Origin of the sequence: Streptomyces sp. CHD11 (assembly GCF_018638295.1) — a bacterium.
GTDB lineage: Bacteria > Actinomycetota > Actinomycetes > Streptomycetales > Streptomycetaceae > Streptomyces.
Window position 1 is genome coordinate 12030 of the sequence record NZ_JABTTS010000034.1, and the last position, 18869, is coordinate 30898.

Consider the following 18869-nt stretch of genomic DNA (forward strand, 5'->3'; position numbering starts at 1 on the left):
CGGATCCGCTGGTTGCGGGATCGATGCCCGACACGTGCCGCGGGAACCTGCCCGTCACCGCGGCGCCTGGTCCGGCCACCGTGCTGGACTGAGCGCATGACGACGCCTGAGGAAGAACTGCTGCCCGGAACCCGACGCGCCCTGCTGCACCGGATCGCCGTAGCCCAGAGCACGGGGCGTGCCCCCTCCCTGGTCGCGGCCGTGGCGCGGGGCGGCAAGACGGTGTGGACCGGGGCACGAGCCGGGATGGGCGGACAGACCTCGGACGAGAACGTGCAGTACCGGATCGGTTCGATCACCAAGACCTTCACCGCGGTCCTGGTGCTCCGGCTGCGTGACGCGGGAATGCTGGACCTCTCCGATCCGCTGGACCGACACCTTCCGGGCACGGGGGTGGGTGAGGCGACGATCGCCGAGCTGCTCTCGCACAGTGGTGGCCTGGCCGCCGAGACTCCAGGCCCCTGGTGGGAGCGGACCCCGGGTTCCCTGCGGCCCGGGCTCGCCGATGTACTGGGCGAACAGCCGCAGGTACACGCAAGGGGACGGCGGTTCCATTACTCGAACCCGGGATACGCCGTGCTGGGCGCCCTGGTCGAGAAGCTCCGCGGTGCTCCGTGGGAAGCAGTCCTCAGGCGGGAAGTGCTCGAACCGCTGGGCCTGCATCGCACGAGTGGAAGACCGGAGGCGCCGCATGCGGATGGCTGGGCGGTGCACCCGTGGGCGGATGTGATGATGCCCGAGCCCCTGGAGGATCTCGGGGTGATGGCACCCGCAGGGCAACTGTGGTCCACCGCCGGTGACCTGTCGCGTTTCGCGGCCTTCCTGGCCCGGGGGGACGAGCGAGTACTGAGCGCCGAGTCCCTGTGGGAGATGATCACCCCGGCGACACCGGTCGAGGCGGCGGACGTGGCCGACGGCTACGCGTACTGCCTGGGCGTTGAGCTTCGTCACCAGCACGGACGTGCTCTCATCGGACACACCGGGTCGCTTCCGGGTTTTCTTGCCTGTCTGACCGTCAGCGTGGCCGACGACGTGAGCGCGGTCGTCCTCACCAACTGCACATCGGGGCCCGCGCCGTACACGGTCGCCGCGGATCTCGTCCGGATCGTCGCAGAGGCGGAACCGCGTATCCCGGCTCCCTGGCAGCCGTTGCGGGAGGCCGATCCGACGGTGCTGGAACTGGTGGGCCAGTGGTACTGGGGGACGCACGCCTTCGCGCTGCGCCTCTCGGCCGACGGCTTCGTCTCGCTGGAGCCGCTGTCCGGCAACGGCCGGCGCTCACGTTTCCGTTCGAACGGGGACGGGACATGGAGGGGGCTGGAGGGTTACTACGCCGGTGAGGTCCTGAAGGCCGTACGACGGCCGGACGGAACGGTGCGTCATCTCGACCTGGGATCGTTCGTGTTCACGCGCCGGCCCTATGAGGAGAGGGCCGGCGTACCCGGCGGAGCGGATACCGAGGGGTGGCGGGGTATCGGCTAGCCCCACCCGGTCGCCGGGGGAGTCGGGGCCAGGCCCTGTTTCACGTGAAACCAGGACCCGGGGCGTCGTGTCACAGCGGTAGCTTGAAGCCCAGGTGGGAGGCCGTGAAGCCGAGCCGCTCATAGAAGCGGTGGGCATCGGTGCGGGTGTTGTCGGATGTCAGCTGAACCAGTCGGCATCCCTCCCGGCGGGATGTGCCGATGGCCCACTCGATCAGCAGGGTACCCAGGCCGGTGCCGCGCTCGTCCGCGTGGACGCGGACCCCTTCGATGATCGACCTGGTCGAGCCGCGGCGGGACAGTCCTGGAACGATCGTGAGCTGCAGCGTACCGACGACGCGTTCCTCGCGGACCGCCACGACCAGGTGCTGGTTCGGGTCGGCTTCGATCCGTTCCATAGCGGTCAGATAGGGAGTGGCGTCGTCCGGTGACTCACGCTGGGCGCCCAGGGGGTCGTCGGCGAGCATGCCGACGATCGCCGGGATGTCACCGGCGACCGCGGCGCGTATCTCAAGATCTCCCATGACGGCAGCCTATGCGGGGACCGGGGCCTTCAGGGTTTCCGGGGCCCCAGCGGCACCAGTTCCGGGTTTCTCGCCCCCTGCTCGAGGGCCTCGCGCAGGGCGGTGTCATCGGTCGGCCGTGCCTCGTCCAGGGGCTCGAGACCGGCCTCGGTGACATTGGTGTCCGTCCGTGAGGCCGCCGAGGCGGCCGGAGTCACGGTCGGCGTCACCGTGCTCGACGCCGGCGGCCACTTGCTCACCTCCCGTCCCGCCGGGACGACCGCGCGGTGATGATCTCCGGTGAGACCAGCACCCGCAAGGCGTACACCACGCTCCAACCGCACGCGTCCACCGCCGGACTCGTGGACGCCGTACGGCCCGGAGGCCTTTTCCACACCCTGCCCGCACTCGACCGGCCGCTGCTGTTCACCGCCGGTGGTGTGCCCATCCGGCGCGACGGACGGCCCATCGGCGCGATCGGCGTCGGTGGCGGCGCGCCGGAGCAGGACCCCGCCTTCGCCACGGCGGCGATGGAGGCCATCGCCTGACGCCCTGCCTCGTGACACACGGCGGCGCCGGTACTGAGTCTCCTCAGGTCCCGGCGCCACCGCTTCGGTGGGTGTCAGCCCGCCGCGACCGTCACCGGGGCGAACCGGCGGCTCCGGTCCCCGGGCAGCTCCGTGACCCCGTACGTCATGACGTCGTTGAACGCGACGGACGACAGTCCATGATCCTTCGCCCAGCCCAGCAGTTCCTCGTGCCATACGTCGATGTCGGTGCGCAGGGGCCGGTCGGTGTGCTCGGCGAGGGAGGCGAGCAGCGCCTGCGCGGTCGCGGTGTCACGGGCGATCAGCGGGCCCACGACATGAGTCTCCATGTTGGGCCAGGCGGCCGCGTATCCGATGAGCTGTCCGGACTCCTCGGCGACGCGCAGCTGATCGGCGAAGGCGGGCAGCCGGGTCACGATGTGCGTGCGGTCCGCTCCGAAGACCTCCTCGTCGAGCCGGAGGATCGCGGGAAGGTCGCCCGCCGTCGCGGCACGGGTGGCGACCGCCTGCCGCGTAGCCGGCGGGAGAAGGCGACCCCGCAGCATCTCTGCCCGGCCGGTGACCTTGAAGCCGAACTCCTCGTAGAGCGGTCTGCCGGACGGGGTGGCATGCAGGGTGAGCGGAGTCGTCCCCATCGCCGCGACGACATGACGCGTCAGCCGGCGTCCCACCCCCCGGCGCGCATGCCGTCGTGCGACCAGGACCATGCCGATGGCCGCGAAAGCGGGCTGCCGCTGTGGCCCGTACTCGGTGATGATGCAGGCGGTCACCAGACCACCGCCGGGGTCGTCGATGCCGTACCCCTTCCCGGCCGCGAGGAGGAGACCCCACTTGTGCTCCTCTCGTGGCCACCCCCGGTCCTCGGACAAGTCGGCGCAGGCGGTGAGATCGCGGAGCGTCAGTCGGCGGATGGGCGATGAGTCAAGGGAAGGTGTCGACACGCAGGTCAGGCTGTCCGACAGGGGGCTTCGGCGTCCACCTGTTTGGGCAGACCCGCACGGGCTTTCAGCCATGCGGGAAGCGTCGGGGTCAGCCCAGGTCGGGGGCGTGCATGGCGCGCACACCTTCGATGTTGCCGTCCAGGTAGTGCCGCAGCGACAGCGGTACGAGGTGGACGGAGGCGATACCGACACGGGTGAACGGCACCCGGACGATCTCGTACTCACCGACGGGTTCGTCGACCTCTGGACCGTGCCGCAGGGACGGGTCCATGGATTCCAGACGGCAGACGAAGAAGTGCTGCACCTTGACGCCGGTGGCGCCGCCGTCCTCGCCGATGTGCTCCACGGTGTCGACGAAACAGGGCACCACATCGGTGATCTTCGCGCCGAGCTCCTCGTACACCTCCCGGTGCAGGGCGTCCACGACGGTCGAGTCCTCCGGTTCCACACCGCCGCCCGGAGTGAGCCAGTACGGATCCATGCCAGGTTTGGTGCGCTTGATGAGAACCAGATGCTCGCCGTCCAGCAGAACGGCTCGTGCGGTGCGCTTGACCACGGGTCGGACGGTCATGGGGACAATGTGGCCCGACTGGTTCCACGTGAAACATCGTGCGATCACACGGACCGGTTTCGGGCAGTGTGCTCCCCGCCTCGCGGCTCAGCACCAGTCGGTCGCCGCCTGCACCAGCCGCGCGTGGGCCCGCGCGATGTGCGGCAGTGCCAGTGTGCCCGTGCGGATCACCAGGAAGTAGGTGCGCAGCGGGGGCACCGCCGGTTCATGCAAGGTGACCACCTCCCCGCGCTCGAGCGCTCCCGTACACAGGTAACGCGGCAGTACTGCCAGCCCCGCGCCTGCGGTGGCGCAGGACAGCACCGCGCGTAGATCCGGGACGATGACGGTGCCCGGGGCGGCCGGACGGGAGTCGAAGACGGACGCCCAGTAGCGGGCGACGAACGGCAGCGACTCGTGCACCTCGACCACCGGGATCCGTTCCAGGGCGGACGGGCCGGCCCTGTGGTGCGTGCCGGATCCGCTCCGCTCGGCCCAACGCGGGGCGGCGACCAGGACGTGCTCCTCGTCGCAGAGCGCAGTCGACGAGAGCAGGGCACCGCGTGGACGGGCCGTGCTGATGGCCAGATCGTGATGTCCGGCGGCAAGCCCTTCCAGGGTTTCCTCGGCGGTTCCGAAGGAGGCGCGCAGGGCGAAACCCCGGCCGTCCTCCCGGGCCAGTTCGGTGAGCGAGGGCAGCGCCCGCTCGGCGGTGAACTCCGGAGGGCCGGCCAGATGCAGTGTCCGTGAGAAGGAGCCGTCCGCAGGCCCGAACTCGGCTATCTCCACCAGGGCGTCGAGATGCGGTGCGGCCCTGTGGGCCAGCTCGTCCCCGATGGTCGTCGGCGTCACACCGCGCGCCCGGCGCAGAAAGAGAGGACGTCCCAGCTGCCGTTCCAGCGTTCTTATCTGAGAGGTGACGGCCGGCTGGGAGAGGCCCAGCAGAGCGGCGGCACGGGTGAAGGAACCGGCCCGGTGCACGGTCACAAAGGTCCGCAGCAAGGCCAGGTCCACGGCACACCCTCCTCGGTCGGCCTCGGCTGCGCGTCCGGACGTGGCCAACTATAAAAATGTCGATAGGTCGCTGTCGCTACTGTGATTGGACACTGACACTCAGTCAACTAGCCTTGGCTCCGCGGTTCTTCGCGCGGGGAACCGCGGGCGGTCCGAGCCACGAGGGGGGAGGTTCGGACCGTCCGCCGCGGTGCACCGGCCGACGTTCGACGCCGCCGGTATGGCTGGTCAGGTGCCCGAATCGGTCAGAGCGCGCAGGACGTCGGCCACCAGGTCCTCCGGGTCCTCGGCCCCCACGGAGAAGCGGATGAAGCCTTCCGGCACCGCGTCCCCGCCCCAGCGCCCGCGCCGTTCCGCCGTGGACCGTACCCCGCCGAAGCTGGTGGCGTCGTCCACGAGCCGCAGCGCGTCGAGGAAACGGTCCGCACGCGCGCGCGAGGGCAATGTGAAGGACACCACGCACCCGTAGCGCCGCATCTGCTGCGAGGCCATCGCGTACGAGGGGTCGTCGGGCAGCCCCGGGTAGCGCAGTCCCGTCACCTCCGGCCGCTCGCGCAGCGCCCGGGCCAGTGCCAGCGCGGTGGCGTTCTGCCGGTCGACACGCAACTGGAGTGTGGCGATCGAACGGTGTGCGAGCCAGGCCTCCATGGGCCCGGGGATCGCCCCGGCGATCTTGCGCCAGCGCCGGACTGCGGCCATGGCGTCGGCATCGCGTCCGGTGACGTACCCCAGGAGCACATCGCCGTGCCCGGTGAGCTGCTTGGTGCCGCTGGCCACCGAGAAGTCCGCGCCGAGCTCGAGCGGACGCTGGCCGAGTGGCGTCGCGAGGGTGTTGTCGACGGCGACCAGGGTGCCCTGGGCGTGTGCCGCCTCGGCGAGACGCCGTACGTCGCACACGTCCAGCCCCGGATTCGAGGGCGTCTCGATCCACAGCAGCTTCGCGCCGTCGAGGATCTCGAGCTGGGCGTCGCCGCCGGTGGGCGCGGTGCGCACCTCGATGCCGAACGTCTCCAGCTGAGCTCGCACCAGGGGCAGTGCCTGGTAACCGTCGTCCGGCAGGACGACCGCGTCCCCGGCGCGCAGCTGGGAGAAGAGCACCGACGAGATCGCGGCCATGCCCGAGGCGAACACCAGAGCCTCGGCATCGTCGCGTCCGGGGGCCTCCAGTCCGACGATGGCCCGTTCCAGCAGGGTCCAGGTGGGGTTCTCGTCCCGGCCGTAGGTGTACGGGCCGGTGGGGTCGCCCGGCAGATGGAAGTGGGCCGCGAACACGGGGCCGGGCAGGGTCGGCTCGTGCTTGACCGGCTCGGGCAGCCCGGCGCGCACCACCCGGGTCCCGTCACCCGCTCCGCCGGGCCGGAGCGGGCCGTGGCCCGCGCCCGTCGTCGAATCGTTCATGCCGCCTGTCCTTCCAGGTCCGTGCGTACCGCCTCGAGCAGAACGGTGCTCGCCGCCTCCACCATCTCAAGAACCTCGTCGAAACCGTCGATGTCCCCGTAGTAGGGATCCGGTACGTCGAGGTCGTCGCCGGCGGCCGGGTCGTACGAACGCAAGCGACGCACCTTGTCCGCGTCCCGTTGCGCGGGGGCGAGGCGCCGCAGCCGCGTGTAGTGCCCGGCGTCGAGCGCGATGACGAGGTCGAGGCGGGCGAACCAGGAGGGAGCGAACCGCCGCGCCGTGTGGCCGGCGTCGTAGCCGTTCGCCCGCAGAACGGTCTGCGCGCGGGGGTCGGCGCCCTCGCCCTCGTGCCGGCCGTCCGTACCGGCGCTGTCCACCTCGACCGGACTGCCGAGCCCGGCCGCCGCCACCCGCGCGCGGAACACGGACCCGGCCATGGGCGAACGGCAGATGTTGCCGGTACAGACGAAACAGGTCCGGTAGGTAATCGTGCTCAGTCCTTGTCGGGCAGGACGACGTTGAGCGCCCAGGAGACGACGGAGATGATCAGGCCGCCCAGTACGGCCGTCCAGAAGCCCTCCACGTGGAAGCTCAGGTCCAGCTTGTCGGCGAGCCAGGAGGTGAGCAGCAGCATCAGGGCGTTCACGACCAGGGTGAACAGCCCCAGGGTCAGAATGAGCAGGGGGAGGCTGAGGAGCTTCACGACCGGCTTGACCAGGAAATTCACCAGGCCGAAGATCAGGGCGACCAGGATCAGGGTGCCGATCTCCTTGCCCGTGCTGTCCCCGGTCAGGGTGATGTCGGCGAGCAGCCACACCGCTACCGCGAGGGCACCCGCGTTGGCGATCGTCTTGACTAGGAAATTCATCATGTGTCTGATCGTGACAGACACGATCGGGCTTGAGCAGTGAGGTAGGGGCGTAACCAGGAGATGAAGGCATTCCGGCTGGACGAACTGGAGGCGGAGCGCGCCGCCAACGACGGGGCCTACCTGCAGTTCCTGCGGGAGCGGAACATGTCAGTGGGTCTCTACGCCCTCGACGCAGGCGTCCAGGACCCTCAGCAGCCGCACCAGCAGGACGAGGTGTACTTCGTCGTCAGCGGCCGGGCGTCGATCACCGTCGGTATGGAGACCACCCAGGTGGCGCGGGGCAGCGTCGTGTACGTACCGGCCGGCGTGGCCCACAAGTTCCACCACATCAGCGAGGATCTGCGGGTCCTGGTGGTGTTCTCTCCCCCCGAGAGCTGAGCCGGGCCCTCAGGGTTCCCTAGGGGATCGGTCAGGGGAGGACAAGGGGTACGAGGCCCCCGGCGGCCCCTCCGCCGCTCTAGCATCGGATGCAGGACATCATGTGACACGACCCGGCACTCGGCGGGCGGAGAGACAAGGACAAGGGCGATGCGGGAGATTTTCGCGGGACTGCCGTGGTGGGTGAAGTGGATCGCGGTGCCGGTCATCGCTCTGGTGGTGTTCGGCGGGCTGATCGCGAGCGTGGTCGGGTTCGTGATCGGACTGCTCTTCAAGCTGCTGGTGTTCGTGGCACTGGTCGGCGGGCTGATCTACGTCGTACGCAAGTTCATGACGAGTTCCTCGTCGCGCAGCGACTGGTGAGCTGAGGGGGACCGGTGAGGCGGTAACAGGAATCACCGGTTCCCTCGCGCGGGGGAAGTTTCGCCCACGGGCCGTCCGGGTGCGGTGACAGCCCGTTAGAGTCCGGAACTCGACGCGGGGACGATCCCCGCGAGCGGCGACCCCCCACCCGTGTTCCCCGCACGGGCTGCCCCCTCGCGTTTCGGGAGTGCCCCTTGGCCACGACTGGTACCGCCTCAGCCCCTCTGGCCGCGGTCCCCCCGCAGCCCCGCTCCCCGGCGCCCACCGCGCCCACCGCGACCCTCATCGGCTCCGTGCAGCGGGCCATGCGCCTGCTGGAGACCGTCGCCGGGCACGCGTGCGGGGCGCCCGCCAAACAACTGGCCCGTGAGACCGGGCTGGCGCTCCCCACCACGTACCACCTGCTGCGCACCCTGGTGCACGAGGGCTATCTGCGCCGCGACAAAGGGCTGTTCTTCCTGGGGGAGGCGGCCGAGCTGCTCAGCGGCAGCGGAGCGCAGCAGAAACGTCGCAGCAAGGTCGTCGACACTCTCGCCCGCTGGCGTGACGCGATCGGCGTCCCCGTGTATTACGCGGTGTACCGCGAGGGCGAGATCGAGGTCGTCTGTGTCTCCGACACCCCGGGCAACCCCGCGGTGGAGGAGTGGGCCGACTTCCGGGAGACCGGCCATGCTCACGCCATTGGGCAGTCTCTCCTCTCCCAGCTCGACAGCGAGGCCCGTCGTGACCATCTGAGCCGCCATCCGGTGTGCCCGGTCACGCCCTACACCGTCCGCGACGATCACAGCCTGCTCCGACGGCTGGACCGTACGCCACGCATGGCACTGGTGACAGAGCGTCAGGAATATGCTCTGGGGACGGTGTGTGCCGCCATTCCGATCACTCTCGGTGGGGCGGCGGCATCGGTGGCCATCTCCCTGCCCGCACATCAGGCCGACCGGCTCATCCCCGCGGCCCGTCTTCTGCAGGCCGAACTGGGGCGCCTGCTGGATTCACTGACGCTGTCTATCAGTATCTGAAAACTCACTCCTTGTGATCTGGTGTGTACGTTCAGCAAGATTTCATCTGGTGTCAGGATCCATGCCCGGCCAGTCCGCGGCGAATGACGGGGTAGGCGATGCGCGAATCGGTACAGGCAGAGGTCATGATGAGCTTCCTCGTGTCGGAGGAGCTTTCCTTCCGCATCCCGGTGGAGCTGCGCTACGACACCGGTGATCCCTACGCCGTGCGGCTGACCTTTCATCTGCCCGGGGACGCGCCGGTGACCTGGGCCTTCGGCAGGGAGTTGCTGATTGACGGTGTCGGCCGGCCGTGCGGTGAGGGGGACGTACGGGTCTCACCGGTCGACCCCGACATGTTGGGCGAGGTGCTGATCCGGCTTCAGGTCGGCAGCGACCAGGCGCTCTTCCGGTCGTCGACCGCGCCGCTTGTGGCCTTCCTCGACCGCACCGACAAGCTGGTGCCGCTGGGCCAGGAGGGGGCGCTCGCCGATTTCGACGCCCACCTCGACGACGCGCTGGACCGGATCCTGGCGGAGCAGAGTGCCGGCTGAAGCGTTGCGCCAGTCGGGTGGGCCGGTGTGGCGGAACGCTTCAGCACCCGTTCCGCCACACGGATCTCACCGCTTACGGCGCTTGCCCCGTCCACCGCGCCCCGGGGCCGAGCGGGCCTCCGGCACCTGTCCGCGTTCCTGCGTGCGCCCCCGCCCCTCTTCCTGCCCCTGCCCCTCGTGGTCTCCCGCCGACGGACGGTCGGCCGAGACCACCAGTGCGGCGAGCACCGTGGTGACCGGCACCGAGGCGACCAGGCCGATCGAGCCGATGAGGGTACGTACGATCTCCTCCGCGACCAGCTCACTGTTGGCCACCGTCCCCACACTGCTCTGAGCGATGGAGAAGAGCAGCAGCAGGGGCAGCGCGGCGCCGGCGTAAGCGAGGACCAGGGTGTTGACCACGGACGCGATGTGATCGCGGCCGATACGGATGCCCGCGCGGTACAACCCGCGCCGGCCCATCGACGGATTGGCCTCGTGCAGCTCCCAGACCGCGGACGTCTGGGTGACCGTCACGTCGTCGAGAACACCGAGCGAACCGATGATCACGCCGGCCAGCAGCAGGCCGCTCATGTCGATCCCGGGATACAGCCCGTGAATCAAACCGGTGTTGTCGTCCGTGTTTCCGGTGAGCGCGGCCCAGCCGATGAACACCGACCCCAGAACGCCGATCAGCAGCAGTGAGATGAGGGTGCCGAGCACCGCCACCGAGGTGCGTGCAGACAGCCCGTGGCACAGATAGAGGGCGAGCAACATGATCGCGCTCGCTCCCACCACGGCCACGACCAGCGGGTTCGACCCCTGCAGGATGGCCGGCAGGATGAAGAAGTTCAGCACCAGGAAGCTGACCGCCAGGGCGACGAGCGCCATGACCCCGCGCAGTCGTCCCACAGCCACGACGGCGAGCGCGAAGATGCCGGCGAGCAGCGCCAGAGGGAGCCGCCGGTTCACGTCGGTGACGGAGTACTGAAGGTCCTCGGGCGCGGAGGGCTCGTAGGCGACCACGACCTCCTGACCCTGTTCCAGCTGTCGGGTCTGATCCGGCTGCACGATCTCGTTGAACGTACGGCCCTTGTCGTCGCCGGTGTCGACCCGGATCGTCGCCTTCTTGCAACGGCCGTCCGCCTGTTGCTGGGCGGAGGACCCCTCGGCCGTGGAGGTGTCACCGGTCGGCACGCCTCCGGAGGCGTTCACGGACTGGCAGCTCACCTCGACCACCTTGGTGACCGTGGCGTGCTGTGTCTGGCGGTCGAAACCGACACCGGTGCGTTCGTGCGCCGGGGCGCCGCCCGGCCACAGCACCGCCAGCCCGATCAGCACCGCCGCGGCGAACGGAATCAGGATCGCCGCGATGACCTTGCGCAGATGCTGGGAGACGGGCGCCGCCGGTCCGTGGCTGTGACTGTGCCCGTGCCCCTGTCCGCTTCCGGCGCCGGGGTCACGGGGGGGTTCGGGCGGTGGGTACGGGGGAGGCTGAGTCGGGGTCACCGCCCGATCATCGCAAGAAGCGAGCGGGCCCTCTGTTCACCGCGCCAGAAAGGACGCTAGCGTGGTGACACCTTTTGTACACGCGGGAGCTCGGAGCACCGGGCTGAGAGGGCGCTGACCTTCGTCCCAGCGATGTTTCACATGAAACATCACCGAAGTCGAGTGATGTTTCACACGGAACGTCGGCAGACGAAAACCGCTGCGTCGACCGCCGAACCTGTTACCGGGTAATGCCGGCGTAGGGAGTAGGTCTCATGACCAACAAGGACGCACGCACGCCTGCCTCCAGCCAGAACCCGACGGAGACGTCGGGGAACGGGGAGGCCGGGAAGTCCATCGGCTGGCACAAGGCGTACGTCGGAGGCACCCGCCCCGATCTGCGGGTGCCGGTCCGCCAGGTGCACCTCACCAACGGGGAGTCGGTCACGCTGTACGACACATCCGGCCCGTACACCGATCCGCTCGTCGACACCGATGTGCGCAGGGGGCTGGCACCCCTGCGGGAGAACTGGATCGTCGCCCGCGGCGACACCGAGGAGTACGCGGGCCGGCCCGTCCGTCCCGAGGACGACGGCATCAAGCACACCGCTCCGCGCGGAGGCCTGCGCAACCTGGACGCCGTCTTCCCCGGGCGCCCACGCCTGCCGCGCCGGGGCCGCCCGGGGCAGGCGGTCACACAGCTGGCGTACGCGCGCCGTGGTGAGGTCACCCCCGAGATGGAGTTCGTGGCGATCCGGGAGAACGTCTCGCCCGAGGTGGTCCGCGAGGAGATCGCGGCGGGCCGAGCGGTGCTGCCCGCGAACGTCAACCACCCGGAGATCGAGCCGATGATCATCGGCAAGCGGTTCCTGGTGAAGGTCAACGCCAATATCGGCAACTCGGCGGTGACCTCCTCGATCGAGGAAGAAGTGGAGAAGATGACATGGGCGACCCGCTGGGGCGCCGACACGGTCATGGACCTCTCCACCGGCCGCAACATCCACACCACCCGTGAATGGGTACTGCGCAACTCCCCCGTCCCGATCGGCACGGTGCCGCTGTACCAGGCCCTGGAGAAGGTCGACGGCCGGGCCGAGGAGCTGACCTGGGAGATCTACAAGGACACAGTCATCGAACAGGCCGAGCAGGGCGTGGACTACATGACGGTCCACGCGGGTGTGCGCCTCCCGTTCGTGCCACTCACCGCCAACCGCAAGACGGGAATCGTCTCCCGGGGCGGCTCCATCATGGCCGCGTGGTGCCTGGCGCATCACAAGGAGTCGTTCCTGTACGAGAACTTCGAGGAACTCTGCGAGATTCTCGCCGCCTACGACGTCACCTACTCGCTCGGTGACGGACTGCGGCCCGGCTCCATCGCGGACGCCAACGACGAGGCGCAGTTCGCGGAGTTGCGCACGCTCGGCGAACTCAACACGATCGCGAAGCGTCTCCACGTGCAGACCATGATCGAAGGGCCGGGCCATGTCCCGATGCACAAGATCAAGGAGAACATCGACCTCCAGCAGGAGATCTGCGAGGAAGCCCCGTTCTATACGCTCGGCCCGCTGACCACCGACGTCGCGCCGGCGTACGACCACATCACCTCCGGTATCGGTGCCGCGATGATCGCTTGGTGGGGCACGGCGATGCTTTGCTACGTCACGCCCAAGGAACATCTGGGCCTGCCCAACCGCGACGACGTCAAGACCGGCGTCATCACCTACAAGATCGCCGCCCACGCCGCCGACCTCGCCAAGGGGCACCCCGGTGCCCAGGAATGGGACGACGCGCTCTCCGACGCCCGCTTCGAGTTCCGGTGGGAGGACCAGTTCAACCTCGCCCTGGACCCGGACACGGCCCGCGCGTTCCACGACGAGACCCTCCCGGCGGAGCCCGCCAAGACGGCCCATTTCTGCTCGATGTGCGGTCCGAAATTCTGCTCGATGAAGATCTCCCAGAACATCCGCCGTGAACACGGGGGCAGCCGGGCCGAGATCGAGCGGGGCATGGCGCAGAAGTCGGAGGAGTTCGCGGCGAGCGGGAACCGGGTGTACCTGCCGATCGCGGACTGAGTGTCCGGCGCGGCAGCGGTGCCTGTGGTGGTGCCGCTCCCGCGGGCGGGCCCGAAGGGATGCGAGCGGGACCGGCCTGCTCCGGGCGGGTCCCCCTCACCTCCGGCGGGCCGGGTGGGCAGACTGGCCCCATGACAGCTAGTCCGATGAGCAAAGGGTCCAATCTTCCCGTCGAAGCCCGCGTGGTGCGTGCTGAGCTCGCATGGACGGCCGGGGCCGGGGTGCCGGACATCGATGCCTCGGCGCTTCTGCTCACGGAGGCCGGGCGGGTGCGGGACGACGGGGACTTCGTCTTCTACAACCAGCCGCGGCATGCGACGGGTGCCGTGACCCACCTCGGGAAGCGGAGCGCCACCGGTACCGCGACCGACACCGTCGAGGTGGAGCTGGGTGCGGTCGAACCGGCCGTCGAGCGGATCGCGCTGTGCGCGTCGGCCGATGGCGGGACGTTCGGCCAGGTGCCGGGCCTGGTACTCCGGCTGCTCGACGCCGGGTCGGGAGCCGAGATCGCACGGTTCGACATGGACGCGGGGACCGAGACCGCGTTCATCGGCGGTGAGTTGTACCGGCGGCAGGGACGGTGGAAGTTCCGCGCGGTCGGACAGGGGTACGCGGCAGGGCTGGCCGGGCTGGCGACGGACTTCGGCATCACCGTGGACGATCCCGTCCCGGCGGCCGCCCCGGCCGCGGCCCCGGTGGCGCCGCCGCCCGTGTCTCCCCCTCCGCCCACCGTCCCGTCCTCCCCGCCCGCCGCGGCGCCGGCGGCCACCCCCCGGCTCACCAAGGGCGAGGAAAGGCTGCCCGTCGACATGCGCAAGCGGCTGTCGCTGCGCAAGGAGCAGGTGGCGGTCAGTCTGCGCAAGCACGGGGCCGCCGGGGTCACGGCGCGCGTCATCCTTGTGCTGGACGCCTCCGGGTCCATGTCCCCGCTGTACTCCAGAGGCATCGTGACCGATGTCGTCGAACGGATGGCCGCGGTGGCGGCGCAACTGGACGACGACGGGGAGATGCAGGCCTGGACCTTCGCCTCGAGCCCGGCCCGGTTGCCGGATCTGCGGCTCGGTGAACTTCCCGACTGGCTGCGGCTGCATGTGCGGGTGGGGGAGATGAGCCTGTTCCGGCGCGGGCGGAAGAAGGGACTGGACCCCAGCCAGGTCGACATGCGGGACGTCGGTATCCAGAACGAGGAGCAGAAGGTCATCTCCGAGGTGCGCGCGTTCGTGCGGGAGCATCGGGCGTCCGCTCCGACACTCGTGCTGTTCTTCTCCGACGGCGGCGTCTACCGCAACAAGGAGATCGAACGCGAGCTCCGCGAGGCTGTGGAGGAGCCCGTCTTCTGGCAGTTCGTCGGCCTGGGCAGGTCCGACTACGGCGTGCTGGAACGGTTCGACACGCTGCCCGGACGCCGTGTCGACAACGTCGGCTTCTTCGCGGTGGACGACATCACCACCGTCCCCGACGCCGAGTTGTACGACCGGCTCCTCTCCGAGTTCCCCCTGTGGATCACGGCCGCGGGGCGTGCGGGCATCCTCTGAGGGCCGGTCCGACGACGAACCGGCCTCTCGGGATCCCACCCGTCCCTCCGGCTGTCCTGCCTACTCCGGCGGATGCTCCGGGCCCCCGAAGTCCGGGCTGGAGTAGTCCGGACTGGAGTAGCTCGGCCGGGTGCCGCGCGCACTGCCCTCACCGGGGCTGGAGAATCCCGGCCGGCCGTATCCGAGGTGCGGCATCCGGTTGGTCGGTGCGGGCGGGGCCGTGTGCTGCAGCGCGGCGGCGGCCGCCGGATCGGTGAGGGCGTCCCGCAGGAACGGCAGGATCCCCCGCTCCAGCAGGGCGTCCCGCCAGGCGTCCCTGGCGGCAGTGACCTCCTCGTCGAGTTCGCGGTACACGCCGCCGAGCGCGGAGGGCTTGTTGCGCAGCGCGGTGATCAGCAGCCCCACGGCGGCGACGAGGATGGCGACCGCCGTCACCGCGCCGAACACCCATCCCGTGGTGAGCATGGTCCGGGCGAACGCGGCATCGGGCTGGACCATCCGCAAGACGGCGCCGACCAGCAGGAAGATCGCGGCGGCGGTTCCGGCCAGCACGGGAGCCAGGACGGCGACCACGGCCACCGCGCCGGCCCCGGCCGTCTCCACGACCTCGCCCATGGTGGCGGCGAGCCCCGCCGAGCCCGTTCCCGGCTCGGCGGAGCCGGAGTCACGGACGGCCGACGCGGACGGTGGCCGGCGCAGTTCCTCACGGATCTTCACATAGTGCTGGTACTCGGTCCCCGCGGCCGCGGTGATGATGGCGCTCGCGTTCAGCGCCATCGTGCGCAGTTGTTCCGAGTTGAGCCGCTGTCCGAGAGCGGCCAGTTGCGGGTTGTGTGGTGCGGAGCGCAGCGCCTCATCGAGAACCCGCTCGTATTCCTGGCGGTCCTCGCTCATCAGGTGCTGCGGAACGCTGTTCATGTGCATCCCCCGATGCTCCGTAGGGCTTGGGGCTCGGCATGCTGACGAGCCGTCGGGCAGAAACGGAGGGGAGCCTGCTACGGATAAGCCGATGGTAGAGCGGTGACGGCACGCGGTGACAGGGGGTTTACCGAATTCGCCGTCCGCGTGGTGCGGCCACGGATCGCCGGAGAGCGGCTCGTGGAACGCTCAGTCGTTCAGCGGCAGCTTCTGGACCAGCAGTTTTCCGGCCATGGTGACCCCGCCGTCCATGGCGATGGCGAGACCGTCGGCGTAGACGTGCGGTCCGGCGACCACGGGACCGCCGTCATCCTCGCCGTCCTCGGAGCCGACTTCGCCCAGCAGGTACGGAATGGGGCTGTGGCCGTGAACGACCCGGGTGCCGCCGTACGTATCCAGCAGGGAGCGCACCGCGTCGGCGCCGCCCTCGTCACGGAAGGAGAACCGCTTGGTGAACTTGCGGAACAGGTCCCAGACCTCGTCGGCGTCGTTGCGGGTGATCGTCTCGCGGACGGTGTCGTTGACCTCTTCGATGGAGCGGCCGTAGTCGAGGTAGGCGGTGGTGTCGGAGTGGAGCAGCAGATGGCCGTCGACCTCCTCCACGGCGTCCAGGCGGGCCATCCACTGCAGGTGGTGGTCCTGGAGGCGGTCCATGTCGGTCTTCTGGCCGCCGTTGAGCAGCCAGGCCGCCTGGAAGGTGGCGGTGCCGGCCCCGGAGTTGACGGGGGTGTCGTTGAACCGCTTGGCCCCGAGCAGCAGCAGCTCGTGGTTGCCCATGAGGGCCTTGCAGTAGCCGCCGGCGGCGGCGGCCTCGGCGGACAGCCGCATCACGAGGTCGATGACGCCGATGCCGTCCGGACCGCGGTCGGTGAAGTCGCCGAGGAACCACAGCCGCGCGGTGCCGGCGCACCACGTGCCTGCCGAGTCGACGAGGCCCTGTTCCTGGAGGGCGGCCAGCAGTTCGTCGAGGTAGCCGTGGACGTCGCCGACCACGTACAGCGGGCCCTTGCCGGTGGTGGGCTGCTGCATGGGGGCGGGCACGGGCTCGACGGTCACCTGAACAGTGTCGCCCCGGTTGATGACGGGGAGGTCCCGCTGGGTGGGTGTGTACCCCTCCGGGTACGCCTCCTCGGCGGGCGGGGCGGTGTCACCGGGGTGCGCGCTCTGGGCATACGGACCGGTCTCGTGGACGTAAGCGGGCACCCGGAAGTCGCGCAACGTCGCCGTCCGCTCCACCGCGGGTCCCTGACCGGCCCCCTGAGTCATCGACCCCTCCACCATCGCGCCGCGTCTGCACCGCGTCGGACTGCCTGGTCGCAGCGGCCCGCGGTGTCGTGGGCCCATCATAGGAATGCGGATCGCGCTGTGTGATGACCCAGGGGTGGTGAATCGGAGCAAGACTCCGGTTCGACGCACTCTTCGTCCCCTTTGCGCCGTTCTGTGGTCGCCCGGTCTCCGTGCGATGTCCGTCTTCGTCACCCGCCCGCCTCCGGCCGGGGTTGTCTTGGTCACCCGCCCGGCCGCGGGGGTGCCGCCCCTGGGGGAGCGCCCCCCGCGGCCGGGCGATCGTCGTCGCGCGCCTTCGCCCGTCGGACCGACCGCCCCCGTCGCGCGCCCCACCTTGCCGCGCCCGCCACGCTGCAGCTTGCCGCGCCCCACCACGCGCCACCTCGCCGCGCCCCGTCGCCGGAGGCGCCCGTCCGCGCCCCGACCGGCCCTGCGCTGTGCCGCACGTAGCCGCAGACGGCCGCACTGCCGGCGCGCGTAGGTCCCCGTGTTCCCGCGCGGACCGGTTTCTCCCCATGCGGCCGGCCCGTCCGCCGGAGCCGCCCTGGACCCGTTCCTCCGCGAGCAGGCATCCGCGAGCCTTTCCGCTCCCCGGGTGCCGTACGACGTCACCCGGAGCCCCGGTCTCACGTGCCCTTCGGAGACCTCGGCGGGCTGACCGTCGTCCGGGGCGGGCGGCGCTGCGAGGAGGTGCGCACGATCAGTTCGGTCGGTATGACCTGCTCCACCGGCCGGTCCGCGGCGCCCCCCTCGATGGCGTCGATGAGCAACTGGATCACCGCCGTGCCGATACGGCGAGGCTTGAGGGAGAGCGTGGTGACCGGCGGTTCGGTGTTGGCGTAGACGGTGGACTCGCTGCAGCAGACGAGCAGCAGGTCTTCGGGCACGCGCAGGCCGTACCGGCGGGCGGCGGCGAGCAGATCGGTGCCGTTCGGGTCGAACAGGCCGTACACGGCGTCGGGACGATCGGGACGGGCGAGCAGCCGGTCGGCGGCGACGGCGCCCGCGCACGGATCGTGCGCCGGGTAGGCCTCGTACACCGGATCCTGGCCCACCCGCTCGCACCAGCGCAGATACGCGGTGGTCGACAGGTGGGTGTAGGTGTCCGTGGTCGTGCCGGTGAGCAGACCGATCCGGCGGGCGCCCGCGTCGGCGAGGTGGTCGAGGATGCCGAGGACGGCGGCCTCGTGATCGTTGTCGACCCAGGCCGTGACCGGCAGGGAACCGGCCGGGCGTCCGTCGGAGACGACCGGTAAGCCCTGGCGGACCAGCTCGCTGACCACCGGATCCTGGTCGGAGGGGTCGATGACGACGGTGCCGTCCAGGGCGACGTTGGACCACACGTCGTGGCGGGAGGTCGCGGGCAGGATGACGAGGGCGTAGCCGCGGTCGAGCGCGGCGGAGGTGGCGGCGCGCGCCATCTCGGCGAAGTACGCGAACTCGGTGAAGGTGAAAGGTTCATCCCCGTACGTCGTCACGGTCAGGCCGATGAGTCCGGACTTCCCGGTGCGGAGCGTACGGGCGGCGGCCGAGGGGCGGTACCCCAGTCTGTCGGCCACTTCGCGGACGTGGCGCCGGGTGACGTCCGGGAGCCGGCCCTTGCCGTTGAGGGCGTCGGAGACGGTCGTGATGGAGACTCCGGCGGCGGCGGCCACGTCCCTGATGCCCGCTCGACCCGGCCGGTTGCCTCGGCGTGAGGTTTCCGCGCGGCTCACCTGGTGCTTCCCTGCTGCTGTCATGGCGAGCCGATAGTAGGGCTCATGTGGTGGGGTAGGGCGGACGCATATGCACGCATTGACAGGCACGTTTCTGCATGATCATTAAGAGGTAATCCCATGAGAAATAAAGGGTGTTGAACGTTCCAATGGCAAGATCTGACGTGTCGACGCGTGCGGGCCTGCCGAGGGTGCGATGTTGCGAAGAGGTCTCAACTCACCTGCACGGGGGATGCGCGCCACGGCGTGAACCACCGGCGCGTAGATATATGTAGG

18 protein-coding genes, 2 pseudogenes and 1 riboswitch are annotated in these 18869 nt (G+C 69.9%); of the genes and pseudogenes, 8 read left to right on the forward strand and 12 right to left on the reverse strand.

The features are described from left to right. The first annotated feature begins 96 nt into the window (after positions 1-96). On the forward strand, positions 97-1482 hold the full coding sequence (locus HTV45_RS28835; protein ID WP_215208832.1) for a serine hydrolase: 1386 nt from the start codon (positions 97-99) through the stop codon (positions 1480-1482). Between the two features lie 70 nt (positions 1483-1552). Here HTV45_RS28835 and HTV45_RS28840 read toward each other — a convergent pair whose 3' ends face one another. Both HTV45_RS28840 and HTV45_RS28845 read right to left on the reverse strand, forming a co-directional pair. Further along, complete coding sequence (locus HTV45_RS28840; RefSeq protein WP_215208833.1) at positions 1553-2005, reverse strand: GNAT family N-acetyltransferase; 453 nt, start codon at positions 2003-2005, stop codon at positions 1553-1555. Positions 2006-2014: 9 nt separating this feature from the next. Next, positions 2015-2166, reverse strand: a pseudogene (locus HTV45_RS28845) (MarR family transcriptional regulator); the annotation flags it as partial. Between HTV45_RS28845 and HTV45_RS28850 the strand changes: the two are divergent. Beyond that, positions 2156-2532 (forward strand): annotated as a pseudogene (locus tag HTV45_RS28850) (heme-binding protein). The pseudogenes HTV45_RS28845 and HTV45_RS28850 sit on opposite strands and share 11 nt — an antisense overlap. A 74-nt stretch (positions 2533-2606) precedes the next feature. Here HTV45_RS28850 and HTV45_RS28855 read toward each other — a convergent pair. The 6 genes from HTV45_RS28855 to HTV45_RS28880 all read right to left on the reverse strand — a co-directional run bounded on the left by HTV45_RS28855 (position 2607) and on the right by HTV45_RS28880 (position 7306). Continuing rightward, positions 2607-3473 carry a GNAT family N-acetyltransferase gene (locus tag HTV45_RS28855; protein ID WP_215208834.1) on the reverse strand — a complete coding sequence of 289 codons (867 nt, stop codon included), beginning with the start codon at positions 3471-3473 and terminating at the stop codon, positions 2607-2609. 88 nt (positions 3474-3561) lie between these two features. After that, a complete protein-coding gene (locus HTV45_RS28860) occupies positions 3562-4044 on the reverse strand; it encodes an NUDIX domain-containing protein (protein ID WP_215208835.1) in 483 nt (160 codons plus the stop codon). Between the two features lie 87 nt (positions 4045-4131). Next, entirely contained in the window at positions 4132-5037 is a 906-nt protein-coding gene (locus tag HTV45_RS28865; protein ID WP_215208836.1) for a LysR family transcriptional regulator, read from the reverse strand. Between the two features lie 228 nt (positions 5038-5265). Beyond that, complete coding sequence (locus tag HTV45_RS28870) at positions 5266-6435, reverse strand: cystathionine gamma-lyase (RefSeq protein WP_215208837.1); 1170 nt, start codon at positions 6433-6435, stop codon at positions 5266-5268. Further along, a complete protein-coding gene (locus tag HTV45_RS28875; RefSeq protein WP_215208868.1) occupies positions 6432-6923 on the reverse strand; it encodes a low molecular weight protein-tyrosine-phosphatase in 492 nt (163 codons plus the stop codon). Before HTV45_RS28875 ends, HTV45_RS28870 begins: the two co-directional genes overlap by 4 nt. A gap of 5 nt (positions 6924-6928) precedes the next feature. Continuing rightward, positions 6929-7306 (reverse strand): phage holin family protein, encoded by a 378-nt coding sequence (locus tag HTV45_RS28880; protein ID WP_215208838.1) that lies wholly within the window; start codon positions 7304-7306, stop codon positions 6929-6931. A 60-nt stretch (positions 7307-7366) separates the two neighbouring features. On the opposite strand from HTV45_RS28880, the gene HTV45_RS28885 reads away from it, so the two are divergent. The 4 genes from HTV45_RS28885 to HTV45_RS28900 all read left to right on the forward strand — a co-directional run bounded on the left by HTV45_RS28885 (position 7367) and on the right by HTV45_RS28900 (position 9599). After that, positions 7367-7684, forward strand: coding sequence for a cupin domain-containing protein (locus HTV45_RS28885; protein WP_215208839.1), 318 nt, complete (start codon positions 7367-7369; stop codon positions 7682-7684). A gap of 150 nt (positions 7685-7834) precedes the next feature. Next, a complete protein-coding gene (locus tag HTV45_RS28890; protein WP_215208840.1) occupies positions 7835-8047 on the forward strand; it encodes a DUF5326 family protein in 213 nt (70 codons plus the stop codon). 224 nt (positions 8048-8271) lie between these two features. Further along, positions 8272-9066 (forward strand): IclR family transcriptional regulator, encoded by a 795-nt coding sequence (locus HTV45_RS28895; protein WP_285899700.1) that lies wholly within the window; start codon positions 8272-8274, stop codon positions 9064-9066. Positions 9067-9164: 98 nt separating this feature from the next. After that, complete coding sequence (locus tag HTV45_RS28900; RefSeq protein ID WP_215208841.1) at positions 9165-9599, forward strand: SsgA family sporulation/cell division regulator; 435 nt, start codon at positions 9165-9167, stop codon at positions 9597-9599. Between the two features lie 66 nt (positions 9600-9665). Here HTV45_RS28900 and HTV45_RS28905 read toward each other — a convergent pair whose 3' ends face one another. Continuing rightward, positions 9666-11087, reverse strand: coding sequence for a YibE/F family protein (locus HTV45_RS28905; protein WP_215208842.1), 1422 nt, complete (start codon positions 11085-11087; stop codon positions 9666-9668). A 72-nt stretch (positions 11088-11159) separates the two neighbouring features. Next, positions 11160-11349: riboswitch (TPP riboswitch) on the forward strand. Between HTV45_RS28905 and thiC the strand changes: the two genes are divergently transcribed. Both thiC and HTV45_RS28915 read left to right on the forward strand, forming a co-directional pair. After that, positions 11342-13138 carry a phosphomethylpyrimidine synthase ThiC gene (gene thiC / locus HTV45_RS28910; RefSeq protein ID WP_251692952.1) on the forward strand — a complete coding sequence of 599 codons (1797 nt, stop codon included), beginning with the start codon at positions 11342-11344 and terminating at the stop codon, positions 13136-13138. Its footprint overlaps the riboswitch before it by 8 nt. A 131-nt stretch (positions 13139-13269) precedes the next feature. After that, positions 13270-14673: a VWA domain-containing protein gene (locus tag HTV45_RS28915; RefSeq protein WP_215208843.1), complete on the forward strand. Its 1404-nt coding sequence runs from the start codon at positions 13270-13272 to the stop codon at positions 14671-14673. 60 nt (positions 14674-14733) lie between these two features. Here HTV45_RS28915 and HTV45_RS28920 read toward each other — a convergent pair whose 3' ends face one another. The 3 genes from HTV45_RS28920 to HTV45_RS28930 form a co-directional block, all read right to left on the reverse strand. After that, a complete protein-coding gene (locus HTV45_RS28920) occupies positions 14734-15597 on the reverse strand; it encodes a hypothetical protein (RefSeq protein WP_215208844.1) in 864 nt (287 codons plus the stop codon). 183 nt (positions 15598-15780) lie between these two features. Then, the gene (locus tag HTV45_RS28925; protein ID WP_251692954.1) at positions 15781-16872 is read right to left on the reverse strand and encodes a metallophosphoesterase; all 1092 of its coding nucleotides are present in this window, start codon (positions 16870-16872) and stop codon (positions 15781-15783) included. 632 nt (positions 16873-17504) lie between these two features. Then, entirely contained in the window at positions 17505-18617 is a 1113-nt protein-coding gene (locus tag HTV45_RS28930; protein ID WP_215208846.1) for a LacI family DNA-binding transcriptional regulator, read from the reverse strand. Between the last annotated feature and the right edge of the window lie 252 nt (positions 18618-18869).